This window comes from Clostridium sp. BSD2780061688st1 H5, assembly GCF_005845155.1.
Lineage (GTDB): Bacteria > Bacillota > Clostridia > Lachnospirales > Lachnospiraceae > Claveliimonas > Claveliimonas intestinigallinarum.
The window spans coordinates 144,616-162,105 of the sequence record NZ_SPGT01000001.1; the positions used below are offsets into that span (position 1 = coordinate 144,616).

Genomic DNA, 17,490 nt, shown 5'->3' on the forward strand with positions numbered 1-17,490 from the left:
ACCTTGTTGTTATCCGCCAGCCACCACAGGGAATATAGACACTGTATCTGTCGGGGACAGCCTTGTGGCAATCCCTCCAAGATGCTCCACATGCCGTCCGTTTACCAAGATAATGATTTCTTGTCCGAGCTCCGTTCCGTCCGGTGTCAGCAGCTTTTCGCGCAGTCTGTCCCCGTAGGTCTCGCTTAAGGCAATCGTCAGTTTCCGGACATCCTCCTGATAAGGAAAATCCACCGCCTTACATTTTGTATATTCTCTGAGGTAGGCAAAAAATTTCACTGTCATCTCTTACTCCCGGCAGGCGGACACAGCCGCCTGCCTTCCATATTGTCTTTATAATCCAAGTTCCCTGTCCTTCTCCGGTGTGGGGGTTCCTTCTGTATCCCAGCCTCTCACCTGATAGTACTCCTGTAGCATAATATGCAGTTCATTGACTTTTCCCTTCGCAGGCCCATCAGTCAGCTGTTCTCTTAAAAGTCTTGGCGGAAGCGTATCCTTCTCCACGCCTGCCGCAATGTTAAATTTCTTCTCCAAGTTCCAGATTCTCTCGCCTTTCAGAAGAATATCTGCATCGCTCTCATCGCTGCCTACTGCCTCCCGGTACTGGGAGGCGATTTCCGGCAATCCCAGTGCAAAGGATGTGAACAGGCACACGCCTGCTGAGTCGATAAGAGCCGTTAGATCCTGAAATGTCTTTAGCATGGATGCCTTCCCTTCGGTTACCAGCGGATCCATCTTCACAGGCAGACCCAGGACTTCCGGGGAGGTCATATATCCACGCACATGGCAGCCGCCCCGATTGGATGTAGCATATTCCAGTCCGATCCCTTGCAGGGCGCGGCCGTCGTAAGCCGGCATCTCCTGCTTTTTCACGGACATTGATAGCTCTGGATGTCCATACTTTTCCGCCAGCCGGTATGAACCCATTGCCAGCTGCTTCCCGAATCCCTCGTTCTTGCCTGTCATTTCCGCCAGTTTTACCATAGTCGCCGCATCTCCGAAACGCACCGGAATACCGCCCGTATCTTCCTCTGTTATGTACCCTGCCTCAAATAATTCCATAGCACATGCAATGGTCGCACCAAGAGTGATGGGATCGAAGCCATATTCGTTACAGATAAAGTTTGCCTTGCAGACAGCCTCCAGATCATCAATGCCACAGTCTGCGCCAAAGGACCATCCCGCCTCATATTCCGGCCCCTCTCCTCTGGACTTGAAGGGACCGTTTGGGATATCGACCACACGGCCACAGCCAATACAGCAGCCGAAACATCCCTTGTTCCTGATCAGATACTTTTCTGTCAGTGTCTCGCCGGAAATATTATCCGCCTTATCATATACAGCACCATCTCTTCCATTACGGAGCGGAAGTCCGCCGCTCTCATTGATAATATTTACCAGTATCTCCGTACCATAGGCTGCCAGTCCTGTCCCTGTTACCGGGTGTGCCTTCAGAATCGTTCTCGCATTCTCAATAGCCTCCAGAAACTTCTCCGGTCTTGCCACATAGATGGATTTCGTTCCCTTTACAGCTACTGCTTTCAGCTTCTTACTTCCCATCACGGCACCCAGGCCACCCCGCCCTGCTGCCCGGTGTTTGTCATTCATAACGCCGGCATACAAGCAGAGATTCTCACCGGTAGGTCCGATACAGGATACACGGAAAGACTGCCCACAGATCCGGTTCAATTCGTCTGTCGTTTCATAGACAGTTCTGCCCCACAGATTGGAGGCATCCCGCAGTTCCACTTCATCATCATTAATGTAGAGATACACCGGATGATCGCTTACCCCTTCAAAAATAATGCCGTCGTATCCAGCATACTTCAGTTCCGGCCCAAAATGTCCGCCGGAGTTAGCTGCTCCAATAGTCCCGGTCAGTGGTGCTTTTGCCACCACTTCGAATCTTCCGCTGCAAGCTGCCGCCGTGCCGGTCAGCGGTCCTGTCATAAATATTAAGTTATTGTCCGGCCCCAGTGGATCCACATTCGGATCCACCTCATCACAGAAATATTTGGTCCCCAGCCCTCTGGCTCCCACGAAATCCTTTGCAGACTGCATATTCAGGGGCTCTTTGCGAATTGTTCCTGACGAAAGATCAACACGAATGATTTGTCCCATATATCCGTTCATCATGCCTTTGCCTCCTCTCCGAATACGTCTTTAAATCGGTCGGCCACAGCGCGTTTTCTATCCATTCCTTCATCCGGGTCCTCATAAGTGATCGCTCCGGTCGGACAGAATTTTGCGCATTTGGGTTCACCACCGCACAGATCACATTTATGTACCTGCTTTTTTTCCTTATTGAAGCTGATATTCCCCAGCGGACAGGCATTCATGCACATCTTACATCCGATACATTTTGTATGGTCCATGACAACTGCACCAATTTCATCTCTGCTGATCGCTCCCACTGGGCATATCTCCAGACAGCAGGGTTCTTCACACTGCAGGCACATAACAGGAATATTGATCGCCGCTTCTTCGTATGCCATGACTGTCACATTGGCATTTCTCGGATTGAACGCCTGGTCATGACCAAACGAACAGACCAGTTCACAGGTTCTGCATCCGATACATTTTTCAGGCTTGATCATTAATTGTTTTCCCATTCCGTTCCAACCTCCTTTACATAAAAAAATCCATTATCATATCTTCCGATATAATAATGGCTCCTTCGCAATCAGGCAGGCAGCCTCGTTCCCAAGACTACCCATTGGTCCCGCCTTCCCGTAAACAAATCGGCACGCACACGTCGGAAGCACTGGACTCGGAGTTTATATCATGTTTCTTTTATTCATTATAATACAAATCACCTGATTATTCTATATTTTATTTCTTTTTTTCTAATAATTTATAGTTCTATTCGTTATTTTTTTGACGTATTTTTACTCGCTCACCCTCGCAAATGCTCCCACCTGATACACTCACGGCATACCAGCACCCTTCCCGGAGCAGACAGGGCAGGCCCCGCTTCACTCTCTCACATTCTGCAAAGCATCTTCCCTTCCCTTTTTTGATCTCAAGAACTATTCCCTTACATACCAGTTGCATCCCTTTTTTGATCGTTCCCAGTTCGTCCTTGGGAATATCAATCCACATATTGGCCTTAAAACGTCTGAAGCACAGTCCCTGCACGCTCTGTCGCAACATCCATTCTCCAGCGCTGACCGCAGCTATGCTCACTGGAGCATCCACATCTTCAAAGTGGAAATCTCCTCTGACACCTTTCCCTTCCACGATTTCTGCGGTTCTTATCCTCCTTCCTGGTTTCCCTTTCTCCTCGAATATATATAGGGCATCTACCCTGCCGCTGCACTCTCTGCTCATGCTTTCACTCCACTCCTCTTCATAACTCCATCTAAATTAGCGGCGGCCTGCCCTCTACAGAGCCGTCTTTATCCAGAACTAAGTTTAACTGCATACGAAAAAAAAGGCAAGCCATGCTTGACATTTCATTCGCCTTGTCATATTATTGTACTACGAAAGTAATACATTAATACAAATCTGCAAAGGAGGCACACACATGGAACAAGTGATCTTAAAGACAAACCACCTCACAAAACGCTACGGCCACCGAGCCGTTGTAGAAAATCTGTCCATGACCATATATAAGGGGGACATCTACGGATTTATCGGAAAAAACGGAGCCGGAAAGACAACTCTCATCCGCATGGTGACCGGCCTTGCCGCCCCCAGCGACGGCAGCATCCAGCTCTTCGGGAGCGGCAGTCTCCTGGAGGGGCGCCGCAGGATCGGCACAGTCATCGAGGCGCCGGCCTTCTATCCCGGCATGACCGCCCGGGAGAACATCGTCGCTTTCTCCAAACTCCAGGGGCTCCACGATTTCTCCCACACAGAGGACCTGCTCGAGCTGGTCGGTCTGACTCATACGGGGAAGAAAAAGTGCAGGAACTTCTCGCTCGGCATGAAACAGCGCCTGGCCATCGCCATCGCACTCATAGGGGACCCGGAGCTCCTCATCCTGGATGAGCCCACCAACGGCCTTGACCCGGAGGGCATGAAGGAGGTCCGGGACCTGATCTTGAAGCTGAACCAGGAAAAAGGCATCACAGTCCTCGTATCCAGCCACATCCTTGGAGAACTGTCCAAATTTGCCACCCGCTACGGCATCATCCACCACGGGAAGCTGATCGAGGAGTTCACAGAGGAGGATCTGTGGCGCAGGTGCGCGGGGACTGGCCGCCAGGACATTAATCTGGAAGACTACTTTTTAAGTAGGATCGGAGGGAAACAGGCATGTTAAATTTGATAAGAAGCGACATTTTTAAACTGAGAAAGGCAAAGTATTTCTGGATACTGCTGTTCATCAACATCCTCCTGGCTGTCGGCACTGTCTATCTGCTGGACTTCACCTACAAGCTGGCCGGGGACTCCATGGAAGCCCAGCTCACACAGGAGCAGGCCGCCCTGGACGACGCGGGCATGAATGTGTCCGTGGAGGGCATTCCCACAGGTCACGACCAGCTCAGCACCTCCGGCCAGCTGCTGACCTTCTTCGCCGGCAACACCACGCTGCTTATGGCTGTCCTCATCTCGCTCTTTGTCGGGAGCGAATTCAACAACGGGACTGTCAAGATCATCGCCTCCCGAAATTACAGCCGACTGAAGATCTATCTGTCCAAACTGTTTGTAGGCATCCTGGCCTCCGTCCTCTTCACCCTGGTGTTTGTCCTGGCTGCCACCATGACCGCCACCGCACTGTGGGGCTTTGGGGATGTATCCGGCTCCTACGCCTCCCAGCTGCTGCTGAAAGGAGCTCTGGAACTGCTTCTGGGCGCCTCCTACGTGTCCCTCTTTGTCATGTTCAGTTTTCTGATCCGGCAAAACGGGGGCTCTCTGGCTGCCAACATCTGCTTTCTGGAATTCACTTCCCTCGTGGTCACCTTAGGGGAGATGCTTATCCACCATTTTCTCGGCAGGACAGTCACCCTGTCAGACTACCTGCCGGACATGTGCATGACAGCCCTCACCCAGAATCCGGACAGGAATACGCTCCTGCGAGCCGCCCTGGTGGGAGTTTGCTTCCTTCTCGTACCTGCCGTACTGGGAGCCGCCAGCTTCCGGAAAAGGGATATCAAATAGCGGGACAGCCGTTCAATGCCTGCCGGGCGCACCACCAAAAAAAGACACTGCGGGGATCTTGTATCCTCACAGTGTCTTTCTGTCAGCTCTGTTAGCAGATCTTGTGGATCCATCCCTCCGGAGCCTCGATGTGGCCCATCTGGATGCCTGTCAGTGTGTCGTACAGCTTCTGGATGACCGGTCCCATCTTCTCCATACCGCTGGGGAAGCAGATCTCCCTGTCGTGGTCCACGATCTTTCCAACCGGTGAGATAACTGCCGCTGTGCCGCACAGACCGCACTCTGCAAAATCCTTGACCTCGTCCATATAGACCTCCCTCTCCTCTGTCTTCAGTCCCAGGTAGTGCTCTGCCACATAGAGGAGTGAACGTCTTGTGATAGAAGGCAGGATTGTGGGAGACTTTGGTGTGACAACTGTGTTGTCCTTTGTCACGAAGAGGAAGTTGGCTCCGCCGGTCTCCTCCACCTTGGTCCTTGTGGCTGAGTCAAGATACATGTTCTCGTCAAAGCCCTTCTCGTGAGCGTCAACAATAGCGTACAGGCTCATGGCATAGTTCAGGCCGGCCTTTACATGGCCTGTTCCGTGGGGAGCTGCTCTGTCGTAGTCACATACACGGATGGTGATGGGCTTTGCGCCGCCTTTGAAGTAGGGTCCTACCGGTGTGGTGAACACGCGGAACTGATACTCCTCTGCCGGCTTTACGCCAATGACAGAGTTGGAACCGAACATGTAGGGACGGATGTATAAGGTAGCGCCTGATCCGTAGGGCGGAACATAGGCTGCATTTGCCTCCACTACCTTGTGGACAGCCTCAACAAAGCGATCCTCCGGAAATACCGGCATCTCCAGCCTCTTTGCGGAGGATGCCATCCTCTGTGCGTTCAGATCCGGGCGGAAAGTAACGATATGTCCGTCCTCCGTTGTGTAAGCCTTCAGTCCCTCAAAGCATGTCTGCGCATACTGGAGGACGCAGGCACATTCGTTGAGCACAATATTCGCGTCGGATGTCAGTGTACCTTCATCCCAGGCTCCATCCTTGTAGTTGGAAACGTATCTCTTATCGGTCTGCATGTAGGCAAATCCGAGATTAGACCAGTCGATATTCTTTTTTTCCATGGATAATTCCCCCGTTCTGTATTTTATTGGTCAATGGTTATCTTCTTGATCTTTTCTCATTATAGTACGGTCATTAACAAAATTCAAGAGTGCGCTCTGTTTTTTTGCAATCAATTTCAGAGTCCGCTCTGCGGGCTCCGGACACCCCGGAAAATGCTACCTCTCCATCATGCTGATGGACTCGATGCCGACGCTTCCTCCCCGCACCACCTCAATGCTCCTGAACTCCTCCTTCATGAGCTTGATCACGGCGTCATTCTTGGTGGCTGTCTGCACAAACTCCAGGAGCAGGCTGTCCTTCCCGTAGTCGATGACCTTTGCCTTGAAGGTCTCCGCGATCTGGAAAGCCTCCACCTTATCCTCAGCGCTGCAGTTTTTCACTTTCACGTACAGGATCTCCTTCATCCGCACGAAAATGTCTGTAAAGTCAATGACCTTGATCACCTCCACCAGACGGTTGAGCTGTTTTTTGATCTGCTCAAAGGTCTCGTCGTCGCTGACCGTGGCGATGGTCATTCTGGACACTGTGGGATCCTCTGTAGTCCCCACAGTCAGGCTGTCCAGGTTGTAGGACTTTCCGGAGAAAAGTCCTGAGATTTTCGAGAGAACACCTACCTGATTCTCCACGTAAAGGGATATCCATCTTTTTTTCATTCCGTTGCTCATTCTACTCTTCTCCTTTCTAGCAGTCCATGATCATTTCCTTCAGTGTGCCGCCGGGCTGGATCATAGGATATACCAGATCCTCCGGGTCAATGAGGAACTCAATGATATAGGGGGTCTTTTTGCTCTTTGCAGCCTCCTCGAAGGCGGGACGGATCTCCTCCTTCTTTGTCACCCGGATACCCTTGGCTCCGTAGCTCTCTGCCAGCTTCACAAAGTCAGGCGTGTAGGGCGGGCACTCCACCTCGCCGCATTTTCCCCGGCAGGCTGCACCGGACCGAAGACAGGTCATGGAATAGCGCTTGCCGTAGAAAAGCTTCTGCCACTGGCGCACCATGCCCAGCACGCTGTTGTTGAAAATGCAATTTATAATAGGAAGCTCCTCCAGCACAGCCGTGGCCAGCTCCTGGATGTTCATCTGCATGCCGCCGTCCCCGGAGATGGAGATGACTGTCTTGTCCGGATTGCCGATCTTGGCACCGATGGCGCCTGGAAGGCCGTAGCCCATGGTTCCCAGTCCTCCGGACATGATGAGCTGCTTCTTCGGCGTCATCTCCAGGAACTGGGAGGTGAACATCTGATGCTGCCCCACGTCTGTCACCACAATGGCCTCCTCAAACATGTCGTTGATCACATCCAGAATGTCCTTGGGCGTCATGATGGGCCTCTTCTTCATGGTCAGAGGATGCTCCGCCTTCCAGCCCTTGATCTCCTCCTGCCACTCTTTCGTCTCGCATGGCTCCACGTACTCCAGCATCTTGTCGATGGCCTCTCCCGCGTCGGCCACAATGGGAATATCCACCTGCACATTCCTGGAGATGGCGGAGGTGTCGATGTCAATGTGGACGATCTTGGCCTTGGGTGCAAAGGAGTGGAGCTTTCCTGTGATCCTGTCGTTAAACCTTGTCCCGATGGAGAAGAGCAGGTCGCAGGAGTTCACCGCCATGTTGGCCGCGTAGGCGCCGTGCATACCCAGGTTTCCCACAAAGAGAGGATGCTGTGTGGGGAGGGCTCCCCTTCCCATAACCGTAGTCACCACGGGGACATTGGTCTTCTCCACCAGCTCTGTGAAGGCCTCCCCGGCGCGGGCGATATTCACGCCGCCGCCTGCCAGAAACAGAGGCTTCTCCGCTTTGGAGAGCATCTTGATCGCCCGCTTGAGCTGTCCGATATGTACGTGGGTGTTGGGCTTGTAGCCTCTTATATTGACCTCGGAGGGATAGTCGGCGCTCCCCAGCTCTCCCATCACGTCCTTGGGCAGGTCGATGAGCACCGGGCCGGGGCGTCCTGTCCTGGCAATGTAGAAGGCCTCCTTGATAATTCTTCCCAAGTCCTCCCTGTTGCGCACCGTGACGCCGTACTTTGTGATGCTCCTTGTGATCCCCACAATGTCCACCTCCTGGAAGGCGTCATTTCCTATAAGGTGCCTGGCCACCTGGCCTGTAAAGCACACAAGGGGAACGCTGTCATAGTTTGCCGTGGCAAGTCCTGTCACCAGGTTCGTGGCCCCGGGGCCGCTTGTCACCAGGCACACGCCCACCTTTCCCGTGGACCGGGCGTAGGCGTCTGCCTCGTGTACGAGAGCCACCTCCTGGCGGGGCAGGATCACCTTTGTGTAGTCCTGTTTGTAGAGTTCATCGCTGATGTCAATGGTACAGGCGCCGGGATAGCCGAAGATGGTGTCTACTCCCTCCTCCTTCAGCGCTTTTACAAGCAGTTTGTTTCCAGAAATCTTTTTCATACCTTACCTCCTTAATAACTACTATTCATACGGGACACGGAATAAAAAAGCCCTAAGCCTTTAGCTTAGGGCGAATATCCATCCGTGTTACCACCTAAATTCAGAGCTCCTTTGTCTCTGCTCTCTGCCAGTACGGGAGCTTCTGCACACTCATATGCGGCGGGCGCTCCGATACCGTTTCCCGTAACGGGGGAATGCCGTTGGAGTCTACTGCCAGGCTCAAATACGATCCGCATTGCTCAACAGATCCTGCTGCCCGGGTTCGGTCCACTGCTCGAAGGCTACTTCCATACATCCATCACGGAGATTTACACCACCCATCTCCTCTCTGCGCTTCCGGTACCTATGTACTCCTCCTTGTCACTGCATTTATTCAGATAATTTTTATTATTATAGTTGATATTCCTGTCAATTGTCAACTGACTTTTTTATCCTTTTTATCGGGCCTGCACACATTTTGATCGAAATCAGACATACCACTGTTGCGCCCGCAAATTTTTCGTGTTACAATATGGGAGTTTTTCGGACACCTGTTCTGTTGCTACAGTGCAGGTTCCAGGACTGGCCGTACAGACTTTTTAGGAAAGGAGAACATAAGATGAGTCAAAGCAACAATAAATATTCTAATTCCGGAACCCTGAAGATTTTCGGCGCAGTGGCCCTGCTTTTTGGTATCGTATATGCCATTCTGGGCACGCTGGCCCTGACCGGAGCTGTCAGCGGACTGCTGCCGGGACATGAGGCCCAGGAAGCTCTGGTAGTGGTACTGGCCTATGCCGTCGCTATCCTGGCAATTATCTGCGGCGCCGCATGTATAAAGGGCGTCTACAGCGTATGCAGAGCACTCGGTCTTGTATTCGCCGTGCTCGGACTGGTCTCACTGAGCTATCTTCAGATCACACAGGACAGCTTCAGCATCGCTGACTGCATCGCGCTGGTGCTTGGCGCAGCCATCTACGGAATTGCAAGAAAAGAGAACTGATCCCTGATCAGGAAAACAGGTATGAACGCCCGGCCATGTTCACAATGGCCGGGCGCTTTTTTTCATCCATACTTCATCCGGAAACTCTGACTCCGGCGCGTCGATGTCCACAATGTGGTAGGCGCCGTCCTCGTAGTAGGCCGGCTTCATGCCCCCGGTCTTAAAGGCCCTCACCAAATCCTCCTCGGACCGTATCTCCATGGGAAAATAGGTGGCGCAGACTCCCACCTTCTCCGGCACGTGGCAGTCGCTGGCCCCCACCGGTATCAGGTTCAGCTTCTTCGCATAGGCCGCCGCAGTCAGGCAGGCCTCCCGGTGGGTGCTGCCGTTAAGCACCTCAATGCCGGACAGCCCGGTCACCTCGTCCAGATGCTCCTCCATCCCCCTTCTGTTGTTGCGGAAGGGGTGGGCGCTGTAGCAGACGCCTCCCTGCTCCCTCACAAGGTTGATAAACGCCTGGGCGCTGATCCTCTCCCTGGGATACTCCCTGACACCGAAGGCAATGATGTCCCCCTGGAGGGAATAAAACTCAATCCCCACAAATATGGGAAAGCCCGTCTTCTCCGAATACTCCCGGGCAAATTCCCGTATATCCATGTTGTCATGGTCGGTAATACAGATAGCATCCAATCCTTTTTCCTTTGCAATCTCAACGATTTCCTCCAACGGAAGGAAACTGTCGCCGGAATTGCGCATCTCGTGCATATGCAGGTCGATAAACATACCCGTCCTCCTCTTCTCTGCTTCGTCCTTCTCCCCGGCTTCTATCCCGCACTTTTTACCGCTTCCAGTATCCTGCCGCAGACCGCCTTCCATGATATCCGTGCCAGGTCCGGACAGAGCATATGGCCGTCCCGGACGCGCCCGGCGCATACCTCTATCTTCTCCGCCAGCTCTCTTTCAAAGGCCGGCAGATCCTCCTCAAAGGGCTGATCCGTGTTCCTCATCCGGGGCGGCTTTACATAGAAGACAGGCGCGTGGGGCACGTAGGTCTCCATAAAGGGGCGTATACCCGGCAGGTCCGTGACCACCACCTGACAGCCGCAGGCAAGCGCCTCCATGACCGTCAGGGGAAGTCCCTCATAGAAGGAGGGCAGCACAAAAATATGGCTCTCATTGTACACATCCGCCAGCTTCTCCTGGGGAAGCCTGCCGGTAAATGCGACAGGCCAGGGGCAGGCGTCCGCCAGAGAGCGGATGCGCTCCATCTCCCGCTCGTCCCCGTTTCCCCCGGCCAGGGTAAGCTGCAGCCCTTTGCCCTCCGCCTTCACCCGCCCCAGGCTGCAAAGCAGGCTTGCCACTCCCTTCTCCTGGCTCACCTTTCCCGCAAAGACAAGGCGCACAGGATCCGCCGCCGGCTTTTCCCCCTTCCGGAAGAAAATCCGGTCATTGTATCCTGTCCCGGCAATGCGCACCCGGCTCTCCTCCACTGGGTACACCTTCAGGATCTCCTTTTTCTGCTCCTGGTGGAGGGCAAAAATGCCATCCAGCTTCCCGATGCGGCTGCAGATAAACTCTCGCTGGAGATCGTGCTTTCTCATCTGCCGCAGGTCCGTATTGTGGCAGAAGCCAAAGACAGGAATCTCCCTCACGCAGTCCCTTGTAAGGGCTGTCACAAGGTACAGGTGATGGCAGAGGATCAGGTCCGGCTGAAAGCTTTCCACCGCCTCCCGGATCTTTCTGCGGAAAGTCTTCATGTAGGTCTCTGTCATCCCCTCATCCATGGCGCTGTAGACCGTGCTCTCGTAGGGCATCCTGTCGGACATCCCGGGAATGGCAAAGGGCAGCTCCTCCGAGTGGAAAAAGACAGGGAAAAAGTCCACACCTGCGGGGAGGCGTACCTCGTCCTCCCGGTACACCCCGGCCAGGACTGCCTGCTCATGCCCCTGCCTGGAGAACTCCCTCACCACCTCCGTGAGGTAGACGCCGCTTCCGGTGCTGTCCGGCTTCTGCGCGGTAATGCTCAAAATCCTCATTTTCCCCCGGCAATCCTTTCATAGACAGTGAAATAATATTCCAGATCAAAATAGGTCTGCTCATCGCTTGTCTTTGTCATCTTCCACTCCGGGTCCGCGTCCAGGTCCGGGAACCAGGTGTCCGCGTCGTAGGCGTGATCTGTCCGCGTCACATAGGCCGTCCTGCACCAGGGGAGCAGGCTCCTGTAAATGCTCTCCCCTCCGATGACAAAGATGTCCTCCCGGGGATATTTTCTCAGCTCCTCCATGAGCTCCTCCATGGAGTGGACGATGACAGCCTCCCCCGCCTGGTAGTTCGGGTCTGAGGTGAGCACGATGTTGGTCCTCTTCTTCAGGGGCTGTCCGCCAGGGAAGCTCTCCAGCGTCTTTCTCCCCATAACCACCACTTTTCCCGTGGTGGTCTCACGGAAAAATTTCATATCCTGGGGAATACTGACAAGAAGCCTGTTGTCCTTGCCGATGGCCCAGTTCTTATCTGCGTTTACGATCAAATTCATAGCATCCTCCTTATTTTCTCCCCTGTTTTATATGGCTACCGGTATGTTCCTGATCTGCTCATGGGTATTGTAGTCGATGAGCTTCACATCATCCGGCGTGAAGTCATAGAAGTCCTTCACCTCCGGGTTGAGCCAGAACCGTGGGGCCGCTAACGGCTCCCTGGCGATCAGCTCCTCCACCATGGGGATGTGCCTGTCGTAGATGTGGGCGTCCGCGATCACGTGGACCAGCTCCCCTGCCTTCATGTCGCACACCTGGGCCAGCATGTGGAGCAGCACCGCGTACTGGCACACATTCCAGTTGTTTGCCGTCAGCACGTCCTGGGAGCGCTGGTTCAGGATGCCGTTCAGGGTGAGCCTGTCGCTGTCCTTCTCCTTGGTCACATTGAAGGTCATGCTGTAGGCGCAGGGATAAAGCCCCATCTCGTGGAGATCCTGGTGCACGTACATATTGGTCATGATGCGCCTGCTGTAGGGATTGTTCTTCAGGTCGTAGATGACCCGGTCCACCTGATCCATCATCCCCTCCTTATACTGGTGCTTTACCTGCATCTGATAGCCGTAGGCCTTCCCGATGGAGCCGTTCTCATCCGCCCAGCTGTCCCAGATGTGGGAGTGGAGATCGTGGATATTGTTGGATTTTCTCTGCCAGATCCATAAAAGCTCGTCCGTACAGCTCTTAATAGCCGTCCGGCGCAGGGTCAGGGCCGGAAATTCCTTTGACAGGTCGTACCTGTTCACCACCCCAAACTTCTTGATGGTGTAGGCGGGGGTGCCGTCCTCCCACACAGGGCGCACCTTCTCCCCCTCCGTGCTGGTGCCGTTGTCTATGATATCCCGGCACATATGGATAAATACTTGATCTGCGTAACTCATATTCTCCTCCGTTATCCTCCGCACGCTGTCTGGCTGCCTGTTCCGGCCGCAGACATTTTTTGCGGACACTATGAGTATTATAGCAGTTCAGGGCCTCTTCTTCAACCACTGACAGCAGCTCCCCTTCGGTTTCTGCAGACGAGAAAAAAGAGGGAAGCCTGGTTTCCCGGCTTCCCTCCTCCCGTTTGTGCTAACCGCAGCACTCCCTGAGAATTCCGTCCAGCGCACTGGCGCTGCTGCTGTGGGATCGCTCCACCCGCACGTCATGGCGCTCCGCTTCCCTGAGTGCGCAGTGGACCATCTTGTGGGCCACAGTGGATGTAAAAAGGATGATCAGATCCGGCTGTCCGATCTGTGTCTTCAGATTGCCGGCCATCCTCGTAAATACCTTTGCCTTACATTTATACTTTCTGCAGATTTCCTTGTACTGACATTCCATCCGCTCGTTTCCGCCTATGATGACAACGCTCATGTCCGCTCTCCTTTCTTCCGGGCTGTCTGCTGCCTGCTACTTGGCTGCTTTCGCCAGAGCCTCCCCGGCCTTCTCGCAGGCGTCCAGGGCCTCCTCGTCAGGCGCCTCGTTGGCGATCACGCCCTGTCCGCCGATGAGCGCAGCTCCGGCTCCCTTCATCCTGTCCTCCCAGGTGCGCATCCACTCTCCGTCGCCCCATCCGTAGGATCCAAAGAGAAGGATCCTCTTTCCGGAAGCCATGCCCTCCAGGGCCTGCACGAAGGGCTCCATCTCGGACTCCTCCAGCTCCTCCGCGCCCATGGATGGGCAGCCCAGGGCAAATACATCTCCGGCGGCGATCTTTGCCGGATCCGCCTGGCCCACAGGGAGAAGCTCCGCCTCCGCCCCGCCTTTCGCGATGCCCTTTGCAACCGCCTCTGCCATGGCCTGTGTATTTCCGGTTCCACTCCAATATACAACTGCTATGCTCATAGTTTCTGTATCCTCCTTGCCTTTTCAGAAATTGTCAGGCTGCCCGGACGGCGATCTCACTCATCCCTTTTCCCTGGAGAAGCTCTCTCACAGCGCAGTCCCTGGCCCTGTCATAGGCCCGGAACAGCTCTCTCGCCCCGTCCGGATCATGGTACACCTTCCAGTAGCCTGACAGCAGATAATCTCTCCCAGCATTCCGGATAAACCCTTCCACATCGGCCAGAGGGTAGTCCAGGAAAACGCCGATCTCATGGGGAAAGACCAGCTCCCGGCTGGCATACATGCCGATCCTGTCCGCCAGTCTCTCCAGCATTTCTTCGGCGGAGCCCTCGGTGTAGCCGAAACCCGCCAGAAATTCCACATTTTCCCGGCGGCTTATATGCCGCTCAAAGGTGATCCTTCTGTACAGGAATACAAGGCATCTTTTCTTTCTTACGGCCAGCACTCTGTAGGATATCCCTGTCCCGGCCAGCACCTTCTCAAGCATCTCTCCCGCCTGGGAGGGAAGATTGGTGATGGCGGCGGCCTTGATCCCCTTCAGGAAGGGGGCACACTGTAATACAAGCTGTGACCGGAGTCTTTGCTCCCGGTCCCGTTCGGACAGAAGATATGAGATCACTTCAACCGGCATAGGTTCCTCCAATATTTTGAAATTGATTATCATTTGCTTTTATTAATATATCATAAATGAAAATGGCTTTCAATATCTGTATCGATAAGTTTTATCAACACTGTTCCGCACAATAAAAAAAGTGGCCCATCCCGTCAGGGATCAGCCACATTGTACAGCACCTTGTCCAGCATTTTCCGCAATGCCTGCACTTCCTTTTTTGTCATACCGATGGTCAGCCTCTTGTCCACCTTTTTCCGGTCTGCCTCCATCCGCCTGCGGATGTCGTAGGCCTTCTCAGTCAGGTAAATATTTTTGCACCGCTTATCCTTTGTGCTGGGAACGATCAGGATATACCCCTTCTCGTCCAGCCGCTTCAAAAGCCCTGTCACCGTGGGGTTTTTGAGGCTGAGGGCCCGCTCCACATCCTTCTGGTTGATCTCCTCTTTCCGGCTGTGGAACAGATAGTCCAGCACCGCACACTGGGACGCCGTGATGCCCAGCGTGCGCAGGCTGTTGTTGACCTCTTTTTCGTATACATTGTTGATCTGCTTGAACAGAAAACCAAGGGGGAGTTTTTCCTGCATGTGATCACCCTTTCTCTATTTGGCCGCTCCCTGCAGACTGTGGAACACTCTGGCCCGCCCCAGCACTCTGGCAATCGTATAGTAGAGCAGAATGTCTATGGGCAGAAGAATGGCCTCCTTCAGCATCCTGGCCGGCAGGAGCGCTCCAAAGGCATTGCCGTAGAGCACAGTGAGCCAGTAGGTGTTGAGGAGCAGATTGACAAATACCGTCACCAATGCGTTTGCCACAATGACTCTCTTCAGGCTGAGTGGGCGCTTGTAGAGCACTGCTCCGTAGATCACGCCGCCCAGGAGAGCGCTCACTGTAAACCCGGGGAAAAACGCTCCCACCGGCTTTACCAGATATTTCACGATATCAGCCAGAGCCGCCAGAAGCCCCCCTGCCGCCGGTCCGAACAGCATGCCGGTCAGCTCATTTGGGATAAAGGCAAAGCCGATCTTCAGGAAATCCCCCACCTGCACAGTGGCGTAAAAGCCGAGGACCACTGCCAGGGCCAGCATCATGGCCATAACCGAGAGCTTCCTCACATCCTGCAGCTCCCCAAGAGAGTCCGCAAACAGCTGTCTCATTTTTTTCATAAAAAAATACCTCCTTTCGAAGTAGTCCTTAAAGCTACCCATAAGCAGGTATTTCTGTCTATGTGTAGCAGCGGGATGCGGAACATGCACCGCAAGCACTCTTGCTTTTCGTCCAGCTGGCAACTCCCCGTCCATCCGGCACTTAACGCACATCTTCCTACTCTGCTTCGTCTGTTTGATTGTTTACTGGGTCATTGTAGCACACTTTCCCCGCCAGGGCAATGCCGCGGGGAAAGATTGTCTTAATAAGCTGATCGCAGAGGCCTGTCTCGAAAGCCTGTCCTGCAATCCTGCCCCGAAATCTAGTAGCTTCGGATCACGCTGCTGATCTCCTGCACAGGCTCCAGCTCTTTCAGATCCTCCAGGGCCTCGCTCATGTGGTACTCCTTCACGTCCTCGGTAACGATGACCAGCTCCGCGCTTCCCTTTGTGATCACCTTCTGCACCACCTTGGAGATGCTCACCTTGTGCCTGCCAAGCTCACCGGCAATGGCCGCCAGCACACCGGGGCGGTTGATCACCTGCATGCGGATGAAAAACTTGTTTTTCACATCCCGGAACTGCTTCACCGGCACAGAGCGGTAGCAGCCGCAGCCGATCCTTCCCGTGCAGCCGTACTCCATATTCCGCATCACGTCGATGACATCCCCCACCACTGCGCTGGCCGTGGGGAACTCCCCTGCTCCCCGCCCGTAGAACATGACGTCGTCCACCGCGTCGCCGTGGACAAAGACCGCGTTGAAGGAGCCTCTGACCGTGGCCAGGGGATGGTCCGCCGGGAGCAGCATGGGGCACACATAGGCCTCGATCTGCTCCTGCCTCTCCCTGGCAATACCCAGGAGCTTGATCACACAGTCAAATTCCTTGGCGTATTTTATATCGCTGGAGGATATTTTTGTAATCCCCTCTGTGTACACATCGTCAAAGACCACCGGAGAGTGGAAGGCTGTGGATGCCAGGATTGCCACCTTCCGCCCCGCGTCCAGCCCTTCGATGTCCGCCGTGGGGTCCGCCTCCGCGTAGCCCAGCTCCTTGGCCTTCTCAAGTGCCGCGTCAAAGTCCATGTTCTCCTCAAACATCTTGGTCAGGATATAGTTCGTCGTGCCGTTGACGATGCCCACCACATCGGAGAGCTCGTTGCCGGCCAGGCACTGCTTTAAGGGCCTGATGATGGGGATACCCCCGGCCACAGCCGCCTCAAACAGAAGATCCACTTTGTTTTCCCTGGCTGCGCTCAGCAGCTCGCTTCCATGCACAGCGATCAGATCCTTGTTTGCCGTCACCACATTCTTCCCCGCCCGCAGAGAGCGCAGGATCATGGTCCTTGCTGGCTCTATGCCTCCCATGACCTCGATCACGATGTCAATGGAAGGGTCGTTCGCAATCCTCTCAAAATCGTCCGTCAGCAGGGACGGGTCCACGCCCTCCCGCTTTTTATTTACATTGTGGACAAGCACAGCGCTTATCTCGAGAGAGGCTCCCGCCTTGTCCGCCAGTTCCTCTTTTCTTCTGTCAAGGAGCTTGTACACGCCGCCTCCCACTGTTCCACATCCGAGGAGCGCCGCTCTGATTGTCTTTTGTGTCTTCATGCCTTTTCTCCCTTCTTCAGTATCATGGGGTAAAGTATAGCATAATTTGCCCCCGTGCTCCAGAAAAATAATTTTTTAAAAATGTTGTTGACATCCGTGCAAATGTATAGTATATTATTTTTTGTTCTGAGGAAAACAAATCAGAAATGCGACAGTGGCTCAGTTGGTAGAGTACGACCTTGCCAAGGTCGGGGTCGCGGGTTCGAGCCCCGTCTGTCGCTCTC

At 54.0% G+C, this 17,490-nt stretch carries 20 protein-coding genes, 1 tRNA gene and 2 riboswitches; of the genes, 4 read left to right on the top strand and 17 right to left on the bottom strand.

What is annotated here, in order from left to right; all coding sequences use genetic code 11:
• Nucleotides 1-9: 9 nt before the first annotated feature.
• From FGQ86_RS00670 to FGQ86_RS00685, 4 genes are all read right to left on the bottom strand, one after another.
• Nucleotides 10-285, bottom strand: coding sequence for a MoaD family protein (locus FGQ86_RS00670; RefSeq protein WP_138302724.1), 276 nt, complete (start codon nt 283-285; stop codon nt 10-12).
• A 48-nt stretch (nt 286-333) separates the two neighbouring features.
• Nucleotides 334-2,136, bottom strand: coding sequence for an aldehyde ferredoxin oxidoreductase family protein (locus FGQ86_RS00675; protein WP_138302725.1), 1,803 nt, complete (start codon nt 2,134-2,136; stop codon nt 334-336).
• Complete coding sequence (locus tag FGQ86_RS00680; protein ID WP_033126605.1) at nt 2,133-2,612, bottom strand: 4Fe-4S dicluster domain-containing protein; 480 nt, start codon at nt 2,610-2,612, stop codon at nt 2,133-2,135. Before FGQ86_RS00680 ends, FGQ86_RS00675 begins: the two co-directional genes overlap by 4 nt.
• Before the next feature lie 44 nt (nt 2,613-2,656).
• Nucleotides 2,657-2,788, bottom strand: a riboswitch (molybdenum cofactor riboswitch).
• A gap of 74 nt (nt 2,789-2,862) precedes the next feature.
• The gene (locus FGQ86_RS00685) at nt 2,863-3,330 is read right to left on the bottom strand and encodes a hypothetical protein (RefSeq protein ID WP_033126606.1); all 468 of its coding nucleotides are present in this window, start codon (nt 3,328-3,330) and stop codon (nt 2,863-2,865) included.
• Nucleotides 3,331-3,526: 196 nt separating this feature from the next.
• Here FGQ86_RS00685 and FGQ86_RS00690 point away from each other — a divergent pair, with 196 nt between their 5' ends.
• Nucleotides 3,527-4,267: an ABC transporter ATP-binding protein gene (locus tag FGQ86_RS00690; RefSeq protein ID WP_033126607.1), complete on the top strand. Its 741-nt coding sequence runs from the start codon at nt 3,527-3,529 to the stop codon at nt 4,265-4,267.
• A complete protein-coding gene (locus tag FGQ86_RS00695; protein ID WP_033126608.1) occupies nt 4,261-5,106 on the top strand; it encodes an ABC transporter permease subunit in 846 nt (281 codons plus the stop codon). The genes FGQ86_RS00690 and FGQ86_RS00695 overlap by 7 nt, the downstream gene beginning before the upstream one ends.
• Before the next feature lie 91 nt (nt 5,107-5,197).
• Here the strand turns inward: FGQ86_RS00695 and FGQ86_RS00700 are convergent, their stop codons facing one another.
• The 3 genes from FGQ86_RS00700 to ilvB form a co-directional block, all read right to left on the bottom strand.
• Nucleotides 5,198-6,223 carry a branched-chain amino acid aminotransferase gene (locus tag FGQ86_RS00700; protein ID WP_033126609.1) on the bottom strand — a complete coding sequence of 342 codons (1,026 nt, stop codon included), beginning with the start codon at nt 6,221-6,223 and terminating at the stop codon, nt 5,198-5,200.
• Between the two features lie 156 nt (nt 6,224-6,379).
• Nucleotides 6,380-6,889, bottom strand: a complete 510-nt coding sequence (gene ilvN, locus FGQ86_RS00705) for an acetolactate synthase small subunit (protein WP_033126610.1) — start codon at nt 6,887-6,889, stop codon at nt 6,380-6,382.
• 16 nt (nt 6,890-6,905) lie between these two features.
• Nucleotides 6,906-8,627: a biosynthetic-type acetolactate synthase large subunit gene (gene ilvB / locus FGQ86_RS00710; protein ID WP_138302726.1), complete on the bottom strand. Its 1,722-nt coding sequence runs from the start codon at nt 8,625-8,627 to the stop codon at nt 6,906-6,908.
• A 598-nt stretch (nt 8,628-9,225) separates the two neighbouring features.
• Here ilvB and FGQ86_RS00715 point away from each other — a divergent pair.
• Complete coding sequence (locus FGQ86_RS00715; RefSeq protein ID WP_138302727.1) at nt 9,226-9,609, top strand: hypothetical protein; 384 nt, start codon at nt 9,226-9,228, stop codon at nt 9,607-9,609.
• A gap of 39 nt (nt 9,610-9,648) precedes the next feature.
• Here FGQ86_RS00715 and FGQ86_RS00720 read toward each other — a convergent pair whose 3' ends face one another.
• The 10 genes from FGQ86_RS00720 to FGQ86_RS00765 form a co-directional block, all read right to left on the bottom strand.
• Complete coding sequence (locus tag FGQ86_RS00720) at nt 9,649-10,332, bottom strand: PHP domain-containing protein (protein WP_138302728.1); 684 nt, start codon at nt 10,330-10,332, stop codon at nt 9,649-9,651.
• Between the two features lie 41 nt (nt 10,333-10,373).
• A complete protein-coding gene (locus tag FGQ86_RS00725; protein ID WP_138302729.1) occupies nt 10,374-11,585 on the bottom strand; it encodes a glycosyltransferase family 4 protein in 1,212 nt (403 codons plus the stop codon).
• Nucleotides 11,582-12,082 carry a dihydrofolate reductase gene (locus tag FGQ86_RS00730; RefSeq protein WP_138302730.1) on the bottom strand — a complete coding sequence of 167 codons (501 nt, stop codon included), beginning with the start codon at nt 12,080-12,082 and terminating at the stop codon, nt 11,582-11,584. The genes FGQ86_RS00725 and FGQ86_RS00730 overlap by 4 nt, the downstream gene beginning before the upstream one ends.
• A 27-nt stretch (nt 12,083-12,109) precedes the next feature.
• Nucleotides 12,110-12,958 carry a thymidylate synthase gene (gene thyA, locus FGQ86_RS00735; protein WP_033126641.1) on the bottom strand — a complete coding sequence of 283 codons (849 nt, stop codon included), beginning with the start codon at nt 12,956-12,958 and terminating at the stop codon, nt 12,110-12,112.
• Nucleotides 12,959-13,148: 190 nt separating this feature from the next.
• The gene (locus FGQ86_RS00740) at nt 13,149-13,430 is read right to left on the bottom strand and encodes a DUF2325 domain-containing protein (RefSeq protein ID WP_033126616.1); all 282 of its coding nucleotides are present in this window, start codon (nt 13,428-13,430) and stop codon (nt 13,149-13,151) included.
• 36 nt (nt 13,431-13,466) lie between these two features.
• Complete coding sequence (locus FGQ86_RS00745; RefSeq protein ID WP_138302731.1) at nt 13,467-13,901, bottom strand: flavodoxin; 435 nt, start codon at nt 13,899-13,901, stop codon at nt 13,467-13,469.
• Nucleotides 13,902-13,935: 34 nt separating this feature from the next.
• Nucleotides 13,936-14,532 carry a DUF3793 family protein gene (locus FGQ86_RS00750; protein WP_033126618.1) on the bottom strand — a complete coding sequence of 199 codons (597 nt, stop codon included), beginning with the start codon at nt 14,530-14,532 and terminating at the stop codon, nt 13,936-13,938.
• A gap of 134 nt (nt 14,533-14,666) precedes the next feature.
• Nucleotides 14,667-15,098, bottom strand: coding sequence for a MarR family transcriptional regulator (locus tag FGQ86_RS00755; protein ID WP_033126619.1), 432 nt, complete (start codon nt 15,096-15,098; stop codon nt 14,667-14,669).
• 15 nt (nt 15,099-15,113) lie between these two features.
• A complete protein-coding gene (locus FGQ86_RS00760) occupies nt 15,114-15,677 on the bottom strand; it encodes a folate family ECF transporter S component (RefSeq protein ID WP_033126620.1) in 564 nt (187 codons plus the stop codon).
• A 66-nt stretch (nt 15,678-15,743) separates the two neighbouring features.
• Nucleotides 15,744-15,844, bottom strand: a riboswitch (THF riboswitch).
• A 135-nt stretch (nt 15,845-15,979) separates the two neighbouring features.
• Nucleotides 15,980-17,266, bottom strand: a complete 1,287-nt coding sequence (locus FGQ86_RS00765; RefSeq protein WP_033126621.1) for a homoserine dehydrogenase — start codon at nt 17,264-17,266, stop codon at nt 15,980-15,982.
• A gap of 148 nt (nt 17,267-17,414) precedes the next feature.
• On the opposite strand from FGQ86_RS00765, the gene FGQ86_RS00770 reads away from it, so the two are divergent.
• Nucleotides 17,415-17,487: transfer RNA gene (locus tag FGQ86_RS00770), tRNA-Gly, on the top strand.
• Nucleotides 17,488-17,490 lie beyond the last annotated feature (3 nt).

Bases quoted from the DNA above. Each gene is read 5' to 3' on its own strand.
- FGQ86_RS00670 (WP_138302724.1), bottom strand. From the start codon at position 285: ATGACAGTGAAATTTTTTGCCTACCTCAGAGAATATACAAAATGTAAG.
- FGQ86_RS00675 (WP_138302725.1), bottom strand. From the start codon at position 2,136: ATGATGAACGGATATATGGGACAAATCATTCGTGTTGATCTTTCGTCA.
- FGQ86_RS00680 (WP_033126605.1), bottom strand. From the start codon at position 2,612: ATGGGAAAACAATTAATGATCAAGCCTGAAAAATGTATCGGATGCAGA.
- FGQ86_RS00685 (WP_033126606.1), bottom strand. From the start codon at position 3,330: ATGAGCAGAGAGTGCAGCGGCAGGGTAGATGCCCTATATATATTCGAG.
- FGQ86_RS00690 (WP_033126607.1), top strand. From the start codon at position 3,527: ATGGAACAAGTGATCTTAAAGACAAACCACCTCACAAAACGCTACGGC.
- FGQ86_RS00695 (WP_033126608.1), top strand. From the start codon at position 4,261: ATGTTAAATTTGATAAGAAGCGACATTTTTAAACTGAGAAAGGCAAAG.
- FGQ86_RS00700 (WP_033126609.1), bottom strand. From the start codon at position 6,223: ATGGAAAAAAAGAATATCGACTGGTCTAATCTCGGATTTGCCTACATG.
- ilvN (WP_033126610.1), bottom strand. From the start codon at position 6,889: ATGAGCAACGGAATGAAAAAAAGATGGATATCCCTTTACGTGGAGAAT.
- ilvB (WP_138302726.1), bottom strand. From the start codon at position 8,627: ATGAAAAAGATTTCTGGAAACAAACTGCTTGTAAAAGCGCTGAAGGAG.
- FGQ86_RS00715 (WP_138302727.1), top strand. From the start codon at position 9,226: ATGAGTCAAAGCAACAATAAATATTCTAATTCCGGAACCCTGAAGATT.
- FGQ86_RS00720 (WP_138302728.1), bottom strand. From the start codon at position 10,332: ATGTTTATCGACCTGCATATGCACGAGATGCGCAATTCCGGCGACAGT.
- FGQ86_RS00725 (WP_138302729.1), bottom strand. From the start codon at position 11,585: ATGAGGATTTTGAGCATTACCGCGCAGAAGCCGGACAGCACCGGAAGC.
- FGQ86_RS00730 (WP_138302730.1), bottom strand. From the start codon at position 12,082: ATGAATTTGATCGTAAACGCAGATAAGAACTGGGCCATCGGCAAGGAC.
- thyA (WP_033126641.1), bottom strand. From the start codon at position 12,958: ATGAGTTACGCAGATCAAGTATTTATCCATATGTGCCGGGATATCATA.
- FGQ86_RS00740 (WP_033126616.1), bottom strand. From the start codon at position 13,430: ATGAGCGTTGTCATCATAGGCGGAAACGAGCGGATGGAATGTCAGTAC.
- FGQ86_RS00745 (WP_138302731.1), bottom strand. From the start codon at position 13,901: ATGAGCATAGCAGTTGTATATTGGAGTGGAACCGGAAATACACAGGCC.
- FGQ86_RS00750 (WP_033126618.1), bottom strand. From the start codon at position 14,532: ATGCCGGTTGAAGTGATCTCATATCTTCTGTCCGAACGGGACCGGGAG.
- FGQ86_RS00755 (WP_033126619.1), bottom strand. From the start codon at position 15,098: ATGCAGGAAAAACTCCCCCTTGGTTTTCTGTTCAAGCAGATCAACAAT.
- FGQ86_RS00760 (WP_033126620.1), bottom strand. From the start codon at position 15,677: ATGAAAAAAATGAGACAGCTGTTTGCGGACTCTCTTGGGGAGCTGCAG.
- FGQ86_RS00765 (WP_033126621.1), bottom strand. From the start codon at position 17,266: ATGAAGACACAAAAGACAATCAGAGCGGCGCTCCTCGGATGTGGAACA.